The organism is Tunturiibacter empetritectus, assembly GCF_014201375.1.
GTDB lineage: Bacteria > Acidobacteriota > Terriglobia > Terriglobales > Acidobacteriaceae > Edaphobacter > Edaphobacter lichenicola_D.
In genome coordinates this window covers 496846-509483 of the sequence record NZ_JACHDZ010000001.1, presented here as the reverse complement: position 1 = coordinate 509483, position 12638 = coordinate 496846, and the positions used below count along the sequence as shown (strand labels likewise).

Here is a 12638-nt window from a genome sequence, read left to right as displayed (position 1 = left end):
GAAGGAGCTACTGCGCTCCCTGTCTTCTGATGATCGTCTTGATCGTCTCGAACATGATCAACAGATCGAGCCCAAGCGTCATGTGCTTGATGTAGTAGAGATCGAACTCCAGCTTTTCGCGACTCTCCGCCAGCGTCGCTCCATAGCCATAACGCACCTGCGCCCAGCCTGTCAGGCCCGGACGGATCATGTGGCGAAGGTTGAAGTAGGGAATCTGTTCGGTGAGCCACGGCACAAACTCGGGTCGCTCCGGGCGCGGCCCCACAAAACCCATATCGCCACGCAATACATTCCAGAGCTGCGGGACCTCATCGAGCCGGGTCTTGCGCATAAACATGCCGACACGGGTCACGCGCGGATCGTTCTTGGTCGCCCACTTTGCTCCGGCGACCTCTGCATCGGTTCGCATCGTACGGAATTTGTAGACCGTGAAGTTCTTTCCGCCGAGACCTACCCGTGTCTGCCGGAAGAAGATCGGGCCTGGGGATGACAGCCGCACCATCAACAAGACGATGGGGAAGAACGGCAGGAACAGAAGCAGACCGACCGCGGCCGTCAGCGTAGAGACGATTCGCCGGGCAATCTGCTGAGAGGGCTTCACGCGGAAGCCTTCGCTGTAGATGAAGCTGCTGGGATGAAGCCCGTCGAGGTGCAGCTTGCCGGTAAGCCGCTCCAGCAGGGATCCGGCATCCTCAATGACAACTCCGTTGAACCGCAGCTTGAGCAGCTCTCGGACAGGAAACTCGCCGCGACGATCCTCAATGGCAACGATGACGCGATCAACCGGCGGCTTGGGTACGGAGAACCTCTCCAGCGCAGCGTGGATGGCCTCTTTGCGCTGGTCGCGGTCGGCGACAACGCCATCCCAACCCAGAACCTCCATGCCCGCGTCCTTGCGGGCTTCGAGCAGGTTGACGATGGTCTGGGCACGCTCGCCCGCTCCAAGGACATAGACCCGCTCCCGGAACATCTCCCGGCCGATGATCCACTCGTACGCGCTGCGCCAGGCGACCAGTGCCAGGGTGAGAAAGATGAGACCGAGCAGCAGAACGTAGTGGGCGATGTCGGCGGCGGGAAAGAGATAGATTATGGCCGAGAGCAGGAACGACAGGAAACCGAGGACCAGAAGCAGGCGAAAGTAGATCTCCCAGCTTGCGGAGATGCGCTGCGGCTCATAGAGATCGAAGTAGTACGAGCAGAGCAGCGTCAGGATCGTCAGGCCAAGAATCTTCAGCCCCCCGTTCTCATAGTTCAGAACGAGATAGGTATCCGGCCCCAGCAGCAGCACCGTCGCCAGCAGGAAGCAACCACTCACAATCAGCGCTTCGCACAGCAGGAGAACGATGGTACGCGTGGGATAGTACACGTTGAAAAGCCGGATCATCGGGTCTTTCGCTCCCTGTTACGGTTTGGCGGCATCGTATCCATAGTAGCTGCCGACCTGGGGCGCTTCCTGCACAGCATTCAAGACAAATCCGAGAATGTTTGAGGCTTTCAACTCACTCTGAGCGCGCTGCGCAACGGGGAACTTTGTCTCTCCGCTGCGTGCCACCAGCAGAACGCCGTCGCAGGCGCGGGCCAGGTTGACGGCATCGGAGACGGGCAGGACAGGAGAAGAGTCGACGATGATCCAGTCGAAGTGCGGCGCTGCCAGTCGAATCAGTTCTTCAAAGCGTGGGCTGCCGGAGAGGTCGGCTGCTTTATCGCCGCCGTTACCGCCTGCAATAAAGGTCAGGTTCTGCGTGATTGCGGCAGTTCCCGCGGTCATCCCCTCAAACGGCTCCGACCGCTGCATCACCTCGACCAGACTCGCCTTGCCGGCGAGATAGTCCGCGAGGCCAGGATGCGACTCACAGCCGAGAAGTTGATGGAGCGTGTAGCGCCGCATGTCGCCGTCAACCAGCAACACCTTGCTGTTCTTGTGGCGGGCGAGGCTCATGGCCAGATTGGTCGAGATGAAGCTCTTGCCCTCCTGCGGCAGGCCGCTGGTCACCATGATGCTCTTGAGCGGGCTGATGTCGCGGAGCTCGAAGATTCGGGAGCGAAGGCTTCGAAACTGCTCGACCGCAGGCCCCCGTTCCAGCAGGGAGGGCAGATGCTCGAGAGACAGCGCCCAGGGGCGGACGGGAATCTTGCTGACATCGAGCGCATTTGGGTCAACGCGAACAACAGGCGTCTCGACATAAGGCTCAGCGACCGAAGTAGAGCTTGCCTGCTCTTCCTCGGCTGTGGCCACGGCGGTCGCATAGATGGCGGAGTGGACCGGCTGCTCTGGGATACGCGGCTCCGGCTCGCGCCGCTCCAACCTGCGCTCGGACTCTGCCTTCTGGAGTGCTTCGTAGATGCGGCTCATCGATCGTGCCTTCCCGGCTCTCTGTTGAAAGCGGCTATAAAGTTATCTTCTTTCGAGTTGAAAGCGGTCTGCTTGTCGCCGTTGCCGAGGACAGCCGAAGAGAGCATGAACGGCTGTACCTCCAGCTCAAGCTCTGCCGCCACGCCCTCGACGATCGTCGCGGTCACCTGCTGAACCTGTTCGACATACGCCACAATCAGCGAGTGCTCGCACAGGAGGTTGATGATGCGCGGAATTCCCCGGCTGGCGCGATGAACCAAATCCAGCGCCTCAGGCGAGAAGAGCGGCCAGCTTGCACCGGCTATTCTCAGGCGCTCGGCGACGTAAGCGTGGGTCTGGCTCTCGGTCAAAGCCTGAGTGCGGCACCAGAGAGAGACTCGCTGCCGGAGCTGCCTCACGCTCGGATGGCGTAGCTTCTCTTCGAGCTCGGGCTGCCCCGATAGGACTATCTGCAACAGCTTCTCCGACGAGGTCTCAAGGTTGGTCAGCAGCCGAATCTCCTCCAACAGCTCCCAGGAGAGGTTCTGCGCCTCATCGACGACCACCACGCAGGTCTCCTCCATGCGGAAGCGTTCGATCAGCCAGCGATTCAACTGCAGCAGCATCCCCGACTTGGTTCGCGTCGCCGGCACAATGCCGAAGTCGGTGAGCACAAACTCAAGGAAGTCCAGCACGTCCAGACGCGGGTTGAAGACGAAAGAGGTTGAGACCTTGCGGCCGCTGAAGGAGGCCAACGCCCGGCGCAGCAGCGTCGTCTTGCCGGTGCCCACCTCGCCCGTCAGCACTGTGAACCCCTTGCGTGCGGAGATGCCGTACTCCAGGCAAGCCAGCGCCTCCCGGGTGTGCGGCATCATGTAGAGAAACCGCGGGTCGGGGCTGGTTCCGAAGGGACTGCTCTGGAGCTTGAAGAAGGTGTTGTACATCTCAGCCCCCCGCATTCATCAGCGGCTTGCCGCCCGCGGTTACGTCCCGGCCGCGACGGCCGAATAGGTTCCGCTTCGTGGCCACCGGCTCCGCTTCGCCGGCGAAACCAATGACGGCGAGGGTGGGAAGCTTGGTAAACGCCCAGATATCGCGCTCGTTTCGAATAGCCGTATCCAGGTACTCGAGCAACGCGATGATGAACAGACCCAGTGCCAAGCCGCCGGCAAAGCCTCCGATGATAAAGACCGAACGCTTGGGAAAGGAGGGTGATTCGGGAAGATTAGGTTCATCCATAACTCGGAACTGCTCTCCTTGCTGCCGACGCTCAAGGTCGGTTGCCATCTTGGCTGTTTGTATCTTGTTGAGCAGATCGTCGTAGAAGGTCTGCGCAGTGCTGGTGTCGCGCGTAATGCTCTTGTACTCCTCCTCCACCGCAGGGCTCGAGGCAATGCGATCCTGATAGGTCCGAAGCTGGGCCTGAATCTCGGCCTGATCACGCTTCTTCTGCGCAATGGCTTGTTCCATGGAACGCAGCTGAGCACGCATCTGCTGCACGCTGAGGGAGTCGGTCGGCTTCGGAGCGGAAGACGCCGACGCAATCGAGGGAGCGGGGGCCTGGGCAAGTTTGCGTTCCAGCTCATTGACCTTTCTCTGTGTGCTGACCACGTCTGGATAGTCGTCGGTGTAACGCGCCTTCAAATCCGCCAGTTGGGACTGAAGCTGCTGCAGTTCAAGCTGCTGGGCCAGTGGCGCGGGGGCTCCTCCATGCTCTGTGGTCTGCGGCTGTTGGGCCATTTGCAATTGCATGATCGACTCGGCATAACTCTTATCCTGTTCCATGCGGGCCAACGCCTGGGTCGCGGCATCCAGCTGCGTGTTCAGGGTGGTCAGCATGTTCATGTTCGACGCCTCTGCGCCTGGTAGCTTCCCCATGTAAGTCTGCTGGAACTTGGCGAGTTTGGCGTCCTGCTCGTCCAGCTTGGCCTTGGCATCAGCCAGCTGACTCTTCAGAAACTCGGTTGTTCCTGCTGCCGAGGCTGCCCGGTCGCTGAGGTTTTCACTCACGAAGAGCGACTGAATCTCGCCGCAGACCAGTTGGGCCGTGCGCGCATCGTTGGCCTGGAAAGAGATGAAGAACCCCGGCAGACCGTTTGTTCGCGCAATCTCCGATTGAATGGGCGTGATCCCAATGTTTTTGCGCGTCAGATCGATGCGTTCGTCCATCGACAGCTTTCCATTCGCGAAGAGGTTGAAGCGTTCGATGATCGGCTGCAGCCGCGACCGGCTCAAAATCTGTTCCTTCATGGAGGCCAGCCGTCCGCTGAGGTCCTCGGTGACGACGGCCTTGACGTAAGACTCAGGAACCTTCTGCTGCTCCACCAGAACCAGCGTCTGCGAAAGATACTGCGGCTGCACCAGAAACGTGAGCGCGAACCCGACGATAGGAAAGATGATCGCCGGAATCGCAAGGATCCACCATCTTCGTTTCAGAATGATGAGGTAGTCCTGCACCGTCAATGCGCGATGGCCAAGCATGATGACTCCTTAAAATTGCCCCAGATTCGTGGAACGGGGAGTGAACGTGACTCCAAATCCAATTGTCTGGTAGGTGGTGTTGAGTATGTTTTGCGTCACCGGCACTATGAGATTGTTGTTATATGACTGGCTTGCAGCCGAATAGCTTGCATATCCAGAGAAATGAGTACTGAATCGGCGTGTAAGCTGAACCCCGCCATAGGCAGTGTCATAAGTTTCATTGGTCGAGACCGGGGAGGGGCCGGTGGAGAATTGTGTCAGGCCGGAGCTTCGAGAGTAAGAAGCGGTTAAACCTAGGACCCAGTCCCGGCCGAAGTTGCGGCCTGCCGAAGCTGCGACCGAGTTGGAGATGGCGCCAGGCAGAACTCCGGATCCACCGTTCGCTCCCCGCGCATAGTTCACCCCTGCATGCCAGTACTGGTAGCCGTAAGCGAGTCCCGCCGTCACGAAGACATTGGTCGTATCCGGAATGATGGCGCTGTTAGAGCTCGAAATCCATTGCGGGCCGGCCGAGGCGTTAAAGCTAAGCGTTCGGCTCAACACGCGCTGATAAGAGACGTTGAGGCCCCGAGTTTGAAAGTCAGGTTCATTCACGCCCGAACTCGTGCTGCCGTAAGAAAACGTCGAATAGACACCAGAGACGCTGACGGAGCTTCGTGCATCGATGCGATGATTCAACGCGACGGAACCAGAGACCTGGGTCGTATCAAGACCTTCTTCGTTGCTGCCTAAATAATGAAGCTTCCCCCAGTTGCCTGACCCGCTGATGGAAGTGTTGTGGGATATCTGCCGCTCGGCACTGCCGCTCAGGCTATTGCCGATACGATCGCCGTTGGTCGTCAGGATTGTCCCGATCGGGCCTGCCCCCGGGCCCTGAACCGGAGTTGATCCGAGGTCGCCTACGCCAGGAATTCCGGATAGTCCTGTGGTGGGCGATTGCGGCAGGTAGCTGAACGAGTCCGAGACATTGAAGACCCAGTTACGGGTCACGTACCCCTGAGACACCGCGATGTTCCAAAAGCTGTTGGTTCCCTGGCCCGCCTGGTTGCCTAGAATGACACCACCTGCGAAGAGCACGCTGAAAGGTCGCGCCGTGCTGCGGCCGGTGTAGGCGGCGTTGCCGGAGAGATTGGTCGCGTAAGTCGTCTGCCCGGACTGGTAGTAGCCGAACTGAATCACCTCCGAGGCGGTGAGAGCGTAGTGAAAGACCCCATCGAGATTGGGCAGGTTAGGACCCAGGGCAGAGGACATCGATGACTCAGCGGTAGGCAGAGCCTGGCCCTGTGCGAGGGAGGGAGCCATCGCCAGACATAAGCCAAAGATCAGTAGTTGAATCTTCATACCTTCCTTCATGGGACGACGATTGTGTCTCCGGAAAGAAGCGAGACCCCCGCATTTCCGCCCTTGAGCGCCTGCTTGTAGTTGAACGGGATCTTCTGCTGTTTGCCGTCGACGGTTCGCAGGATGTAGATGTGCCTGGAGTTCGCAAACTGCGTAAGACCGCCGCCAGTAACGATCGCCTGCAACGGGGTCATTCCCGGAGTCATGACGACGGGGCCGACCTTACCTACCTCGCCTACCAGAAAGATCCGCTTGCTGTTGACCCCGAGAACCACCACCGTGACCACGGGATCCTGAATGTACTTTTTGAGTCGCTGGCTGATGTCGGTCGAGAGCGCAGTCGGCGTCATTCCGGCTGCCGTGATATCTCCCACCAGCCCCATTGATATCATCCCGTCCGGCCGCACCGGGATCGTGCCCGAGAGCGTAGGCTCCTTCCAGACGGTGATCTGCAGGGAATCTTCCGGTCCGATAATGTAACGCGACGCGTCCATCGGGCCTGCATAGTTCGGACTCGCCGTTGCGGGAGCACTCGGTGCGGGAGCGGTCGTCTGCTCACTCGCCGGCGTGGCGTTCGGTGCTGATGTGACCTGTGCTGCCAGTGGCCCGGCCGCAACCGGAAGCAGCAGCAGTAAGGCACCCATGGAACAAAACCGCTTCATCGAATAGCCCTCAACCTTCCTCTTGCCCATTTGCCCTGGATTCACTCACTTATTCTGACGCATCCCCTTGCGCGTGAGGGTACCTCGCCTTGAATCCATTTAGAAGATCACGCCCAGGGAATACTCTCTGTTACCCCATCGCTTCGGGATCGTGAAGACCCCGAATCTTCTATCGGCAAATACTATGCTTTTAGCAACGCGAGGGCCAAAACTCGCACCTCGGCGATTTTTTTTCGAGAAAACTGGAAAATATAGGTATCTGAGGGAAAACTACCGTGCTGCCCTCCTTGGGCTTGCCGTGGTATGCAGATTATCAGTGCAAGTGTGAAAACTTTTTCCCATAGGACGTATCGTTGCTACCACTTTTGTGTCGATAGACTCTAAACCGGTGAACAAACCCAGTTTCCGGGAAGAGGCCCGTGAATTGCTTACAGGGATCAGGTGAAGTATAACGTCATACGAGCAACACCGGGGACAACTCCTATCATGCCCTACGCAGTGGATCTAACCGCGAAGGAGACCAATCCAGAGCTGCCTCTTACCTCCCCTTCCGGCGCGACGGCCCGGTTTGGCTGGCTTCCCTACGCTTCGATTGCCCTCCTCCTGGCTGTTCTGTACTACCGCGTCGCCATCAAACTGGTATACGACTGGTCCACCATTCCGGATTACTCTCATGGCTTCCTTGTCCCCTTTTTCGCAGCCTTTCTCATCTGGGACAAAAGGAAGGTGCTTCAGGCCACCCCGGTCCGCCAGAGCTGGTTTGGGATTCCGCTGGTCGTCTTCTCTCTCGCCGTTCTGATCCTGGGTGTCTATGGCGTGGAACTCTTCACCTCGCGCATGTCCTTTATTTTTTTGATGACCGGCCTGATCTGGACCTTCTTCGGCTGGGCGATGGTCCGTGCCCTTCGCTTCCCCCTCCTGGTTCTTGTCCTCGCGGTTCCCTTTCCCGCCATTCTCTTCAACCAGATCACCTTCCCGCTGCAGTTACTGGCCTCGCGGATCGCCAGCGATATTCTGCCGCTGCTGGGTGTACCTACCCTCCACGAAGGCAACGTGATTGAGCTGCCGGTCATGAAGTTGGAGGTCGCCGAAGCCTGCAGCGGCATCCGCTCACTGATGAGCCTGTTCACGCTCGCAGTCTTCTACGGCTACTTTCTGGAGCGGACCAACCGGCGCCGCGTCCTTCTTGCTCTTGCAAGCATTCCCATCGCCGTCGCGGCCAACGTGGCGCGCATCGTCGGTACCGGCTTGTGCGTCCAGTACTGGGACCCGGAGAAGGCGCTCGGCTTCTTCCACGAGTTCTCCGGCTGGGTGATGTTTGTCATCTCTCTGGCCTGCCTCTACCTGGTTCACCGGGCCATGCAGCTGATCTCCCCCGCAAAGGCACAAACCACATGAGATCCCCACGTTTCTGGCTTGTGATCCTTCTACTGGCCGTGACGGCCTTTATTCTGCAGAGCCGCGGCGACGCCGACCGCATCCCTGCAAGCCAGCCTCTCAGCCAGATGCCGGAGCGCTTCGGGGACTGGAGCGCGCAAGACGTCCCGCTCACCGACGATACCCTGGCGGTGCTTGGCAAAGGCGACTTCCTCAATCGCGTCTATACGGGTCAGCCAGCGGCTGCGGGTAGTCCGATGACAAAAGCCGCCCCCATCAGCCTCTTCATCGGCTACTTTGCCAGCCAGCGCACCGGCCAGACGATGCACTCTCCACAGAACTGCCTGCCGGGCGCCGGCTGGACCTTCGACTCGCAGAGATACACCAGTTTCCAGGACATCAATGGTAAGCAATACAAGGTTGGCGAATACGTTATCAGCAACGGAGATATTAAGCAGTTTGTCATCTACTGGTACCAGGCACACGGCCGCAGCATCCCCAACGAGTACAAAGCAAAGCTCTACATGGTGGCCGACGCGATCCGCACCAACCGCACCGATGGCGCCCTGGTTCGGGTCATCACCCAGGTTCTGCCGTGGGAGTCGTTAGACAGCGCCAGAGACCGAGCTACCCAATTCACCCAGCAGATGGCTCCCAATCTGCCCCGCTTTATTCCTGACTAAAAGAGCCGGTAGACCGGACTTTCACCTAAGTTGTATATCGCACAGCCATGCCGGGTCGCGACAGTATCAATTACAGTGCGAGAATGGCAAGATTACAGTGCGAGAATGGCAAGATTACAGTGCGAGAATGACAAGATCGTTTGAAGAACAGTTGAGGAAATGCGCGATGCGAACCACCCTCCCCCTGGCAGCCCGTCGAATCTCAACATTGCTTGCCGTCTCCCTTGCCCTTGGACTCACCGCGGGCTGTCATCGCGATCCCAACAAGCAGAAGCTGCGCTATCTCGAAAGCGGCAAACGCTACGCCGACCAGGGCAAGCTCAAGGAGGCGACGATCCAGTTCGCCAACGCTCTCAAGGTCGATCGCAACTACGCCGATGCTCACTATCAGCTCTCCAAGGTCTTCCTCAAGCAGGGATCGGTCATGCCGGCGTACAGCGAGCTGATGCGCACGGTAGATCTACAGCCCGGCAACCTCCAGGCGCGTATCGATCTCGGCAACATTCTGCTCGCCGGCAAACAGATCGACCGGGCCGCCGCACAGGCCACCGCGGTCCTAGCCATCGACAATAATAATGCCGACGCCCATGCTCTTCTTTCGAGCATCGCCGCAGCCAAAGGGGACCGCATCGAAGCTCTGGCGCAGATTCAGCAGGCTCTCGCGGCAGACCCGAATCGCGCGGCGTTCCATGCCTCGCTCGGCCTGTTGCAGAGCAACGATCCAGCCACCGCCGCCGCCGGGGAAGACCAGCTCCGTAAGGCCGTTTCGCTGGACGGAAAGAATGTGACAGCACGTGTCGTCCTGGCCTCGATTCTGCAGAAGAAGGGGGATCTTCAGGGGGCAGAGGATCAGATGAAGGCAGCTATCGCGGCCGACCCGAAGAGCGTGATGGCGCGCGCCAGCCTCGCGGATCTTTACATGCGGCAAAAGGACACGGCCAAGGCTGAGCAGACTCTTCACCAGGCATCGGAGGATCTCTCCGACTCCGAGAGCGGTGCAGGAATGCTGGCCACCTACTACATCCGCACCAACCAGCTTGCCGCGGGCGAGACCGCCTACGCAGACCTTATCTCCAAACATCCGAAAAGCGCGCCGCTCAAGATCGCTTATCTGCGGCTTTTGATTTTGAACAAGGATCTGCCCAAGGCGAGAACCGTCGCTGCGGAGCTCTCCAAAACCGACCCCAATATTCCTGAGGTTGCGGTTCTCAATGGCATGCTTCTGCTCAACGATGGCAAGTCAGCCGACGCCTTTGCCTCACTGCAGAAAGCGGCCAAGGCTAATCCCGACAATCTGGTCGTCAAGCTCTGGCTCGGCCGGGCAGCTCGCGCCAAAGGCGATATGAGCGTTGCGCAGCAGAGCTTCCGCGATGCCGCCAAACTCAGCCCCGGAAGTCTGGAGGCGCAGGCCGGCCTTGCCGAGATCTCGATCGATACCCACGACTTCAGCACGCTTCATCAGGTAGCCGATACGGCCATCTCAATCAACCCACAGATCGCAGGCCCCTATATCTGGCGCGGCATCGCCGAAGGCAGCCAGAAGGAGTTCGACAAGGCAGACGCGGACTTCCATCAGGCCATCAAGCTGGATCCGAAGAACTCCACCGGCTATCTGGAACTGGCGCAGCTTCGGCTCTTCCAGCAGAAGACTCCTGAGGCCAAGACCCTGCTCGAACAGACGCTCGAACTGAATCCTAACTCCTCCCGCGCTCTCCGTCTGCTGGCTTCCACTCTCCTGTTTGAAAAACAGCCAGCCAAGGCGATCAGCCGAGTGCAGGACCAGATCGCGAAGACTCCGCAAAATGGCGACATGTACAACCTGCTGGCTGAGTTGCAACTGAGCACAGGCGATGCGAAAGACGCGCTGGCCTCGTCAGAGAAGGCGATGCAGCTGAACCCGAGCGACAACGCAGCGGTGGTCACCTACACCCGGGCCGAAGTTACAGCCGGCGATCCCGCCAAGGCCGTGGCCAAGTGGCAACAGTGGACCACAGACCATCCCACCGATGCGCAGGGTCTTACCATCCTGGGGACCATGCAGGAGTCGCAGGGCGATCGCAATGGAGCCATGGCCAGCTACAAGAAGGCCCTTGCCGTACAGCCCGAGCAGCCCATCGCCGCCAACAACCTCGCCTACCTGATGGTGGACACCGGGCAGAACCTGGACGTTGCCCTCTCTCTGGCACAGATAGCGCGGCGCGCCATGCCCTCTTCTCCGAACACAGCCGACACCCTGGCCTGGATCTACTATCAGAAGGGCAACTTTGCTTCGGCCCGCGATCTTCTCGAGGAGGCCCTCAAGGCTGCTCCGAACAGCGCATCCATCCACTATCACCTGGGAATGACGTACACCAAGCTGTCCAACACCGCCGATGCGATGACTCATCTGAAGAAAGCGGCGGCGTTGGCTCCGAACACCCAGACCGCGAAGGACGCCGACAAGGAACTCGCTCTGCTGGGCTAACCCTCTTCCAAGGCGTCAATTCTGCATCGACTCGAACGGCTCAAGGGATTACTCTCCCCGGAGCAGACTCGCGTAGACCCGGGTAATCTGGCCCATCATGGCCTCGGTCGTGAACTTCTCCGCGGCCAGCCTATTTCCCGCTGCTCCCATCTGCTTCGCCTTCGCGGTATCCGAGAGCAGATCGACAATTGCAGACGCGATAGCATCAGGATCGTCCGGGGGGACGATGATTCCGCTCACACCATCCTGGACCGCCTCTGCATTGCCGCCTACGTTAGTGGCGACTACAGGAAGGGCCGCAGCCATTGCCTCGACGATCGCATTCGAAAAGCCTTCGCTCCGTGATGGCAACACGAAGACGTCGGCTGCGGAGAGGTAGTCGCGCAGATTGGTCACGCCTCCAACAAAGTGAAAGCGGTCGGACAGCTTCAGCTCGCTGACCAGTGCCTGCAACTCCGCAAAGTACTCCGGCTCCAGAACGTCGCCGGCTATACGGAATGACGTGTGGGGAAACTTTTCTGCGACAGAGGCGGCTGCCCGGATAAAAACATCGTGCCCCTTCACCCTGCGAATATTCCCAACCGTCGCCACCACAGATTCTCCAACACGTTCTTCCGATTTGGAGGCTGCATTCCAGTCTGCCAGATCGAGTCCGTTGTAGACCGTCTGCACGCGCGACGGATCGACGCCGTCCACCTCAATGCAATGCCGACGCACCTGTTCGGAGACAGCAAACACTTTGTCGGGAGCGCCTGCCATCAGACGATAGGCTGCATGATGCTTGCCGGTTCGAAGGATGCCCATATCTCTTCGACTCCAGATGAGCTTCGCGTTTGACATCGCTTTGGTTACAAATCCCGCCCAGATATCGGAGCTCTCAAAGAACGTCTGAACGATCCGGATTCGCTGCTCCTTCAGGAACTTTCTGAGATCAAGGCTGCCTCGCATCGCCGCCAAATCGTAGGTGCGCTGCAGCGGCAACAGGTATACGGAGCATGGCGGCGACTTCAGCCCAGCGCTATCCGGATGGGCTGAGAACGTCAGGATCGAGACGCGATATCCATACTGCGGCAGCAGTCCCGCGAGCTTGAGTACGATCCGTTCGCCGCCACCCAGTGTTTTGGGGAACTGATCAAGCACGAGCAGCACGTGAGGCACGTCAGCATGCGCCGCGTCCCCGCTCGACTCCTCCCCGTTGCTCGATTCTTCAAGGTGTAGCGGCCTAATCATGCTTGTTCAAAGCTTCCCAAAGCCAAGGACGCTGTAGGGGTCGGGAGGAAGACCACGATGGACCCGCG

At 59.1% G+C, this 12638-nt stretch carries 10 protein-coding genes; 3 read left to right on the top strand and 7 right to left on the bottom strand.

Annotated features, from left to right (window positions below):
* Nucleotides 1-7: 7 nt before the first annotated feature.
* Genes HDF10_RS02210 through HDF10_RS02185 form a run of 6 tightly spaced genes read right to left on the bottom strand, consistent with a single transcriptional unit; the run spans nt 8 to nt 6861 of the window.
* The gene (locus HDF10_RS02210) at nt 8-1384 is read right to left on the bottom strand and encodes a TIGR03013 family XrtA/PEP-CTERM system glycosyltransferase (protein WP_183764135.1); all 1377 of its coding nucleotides are present in this window, start codon (nt 1382-1384) and stop codon (nt 8-10) included.
* Between the two features lie 18 nt (nt 1385-1402).
* A complete protein-coding gene (locus HDF10_RS02205; RefSeq protein ID WP_183810045.1) occupies nt 1403-2353 on the bottom strand; it encodes a CpsD/CapB family tyrosine-protein kinase in 951 nt (316 codons plus the stop codon).
* Entirely contained in the window at nt 2350-3276 is a 927-nt protein-coding gene (locus tag HDF10_RS02200; RefSeq protein ID WP_183764141.1) for an ExeA family protein, read from the bottom strand. The genes HDF10_RS02205 and HDF10_RS02200 overlap by 4 nt, the downstream gene beginning before the upstream one ends.
* A gap of 1 nt (nt 3277) precedes the next feature.
* Nucleotides 3278-4813, bottom strand: a complete 1536-nt coding sequence (locus HDF10_RS02195) for a GumC family protein (RefSeq protein WP_183810043.1) — start codon at nt 4811-4813, stop codon at nt 3278-3280.
* 9 nt (nt 4814-4822) lie between these two features.
* Nucleotides 4823-6154, bottom strand: a complete 1332-nt coding sequence (locus HDF10_RS02190) for a hypothetical protein (protein WP_183810041.1) — start codon at nt 6152-6154, stop codon at nt 4823-4825.
* A gap of 8 nt (nt 6155-6162) precedes the next feature.
* Nucleotides 6163-6861 carry a polysaccharide biosynthesis/export family protein gene (locus HDF10_RS02185; RefSeq protein WP_311732634.1) on the bottom strand — a complete coding sequence of 233 codons (699 nt, stop codon included), beginning with the start codon at nt 6859-6861 and terminating at the stop codon, nt 6163-6165.
* A gap of 441 nt (nt 6862-7302) precedes the next feature.
* Between HDF10_RS02185 and xrtA the strand changes: the two genes are divergently transcribed.
* The 3 genes from xrtA to HDF10_RS02170 all read left to right on the top strand — a co-directional run bounded on the left by xrtA (nt 7303) and on the right by HDF10_RS02170 (nt 11340).
* Complete coding sequence (gene xrtA / locus HDF10_RS02180) at nt 7303-8214, top strand: exosortase A (RefSeq protein ID WP_183810039.1); 912 nt, start codon at nt 7303-7305, stop codon at nt 8212-8214.
* Complete coding sequence (locus HDF10_RS02175; protein WP_183810037.1) at nt 8211-8876, top strand: exosortase C-terminal domain/associated protein EpsI; 666 nt, start codon at nt 8211-8213, stop codon at nt 8874-8876. Before xrtA ends, HDF10_RS02175 begins: the two co-directional genes overlap by 4 nt.
* Before the next feature lie 166 nt (nt 8877-9042).
* On the top strand, nt 9043-11340 hold the full coding sequence (locus HDF10_RS02170) for a tetratricopeptide repeat protein (RefSeq protein WP_183810035.1): 2298 nt from the start codon (nt 9043-9045) through the stop codon (nt 11338-11340).
* A gap of 48 nt (nt 11341-11388) precedes the next feature.
* On the opposite strand, the gene pelF is transcribed toward HDF10_RS02170, so the two are convergent.
* Complete coding sequence (pelF, locus tag HDF10_RS02165) at nt 11389-12570, bottom strand: GT4 family glycosyltransferase PelF (protein WP_183810032.1); 1182 nt, start codon at nt 12568-12570, stop codon at nt 11389-11391.
* Nucleotides 12571-12638 lie beyond the last annotated feature (68 nt).

Coding starts and splice junctions, on each gene's coding strand:
- HDF10_RS02210 (WP_183764135.1), bottom strand. CDS start 1,384: ATGATCCGGCTTTTCAACGTGTACTATCCCACGCGTACCATCGTTCTC.
- HDF10_RS02205 (WP_183810045.1), bottom strand. CDS start 2,353: ATGAGCCGCATCTACGAAGCACTCCAGAAGGCAGAGTCCGAGCGCAGG.
- HDF10_RS02200 (WP_183764141.1), bottom strand. CDS start 3,276: ATGTACAACACCTTCTTCAAGCTCCAGAGCAGTCCCTTCGGAACCAGC.
- HDF10_RS02195 (WP_183810043.1), bottom strand. CDS start 4,813: ATGCTTGGCCATCGCGCATTGACGGTGCAGGACTACCTCATCATTCTG.
- HDF10_RS02190 (WP_183810041.1), bottom strand. CDS start 6,154: ATGAAGATTCAACTACTGATCTTTGGCTTATGTCTGGCGATGGCTCCC.
- xrtA (WP_183810039.1), top strand. CDS start 7,303: ATGCCCTACGCAGTGGATCTAACCGCGAAGGAGACCAATCCAGAGCTG.
- HDF10_RS02175 (WP_183810037.1), top strand. CDS start 8,211: ATGAGATCCCCACGTTTCTGGCTTGTGATCCTTCTACTGGCCGTGACG.
- HDF10_RS02170 (WP_183810035.1), top strand. CDS start 9,043: ATGCGAACCACCCTCCCCCTGGCAGCCCGTCGAATCTCAACATTGCTT.
- pelF (WP_183810032.1), bottom strand. CDS start 12,570: ATGATTAGGCCGCTACACCTTGAAGAATCGAGCAACGGGGAGGAGTCG.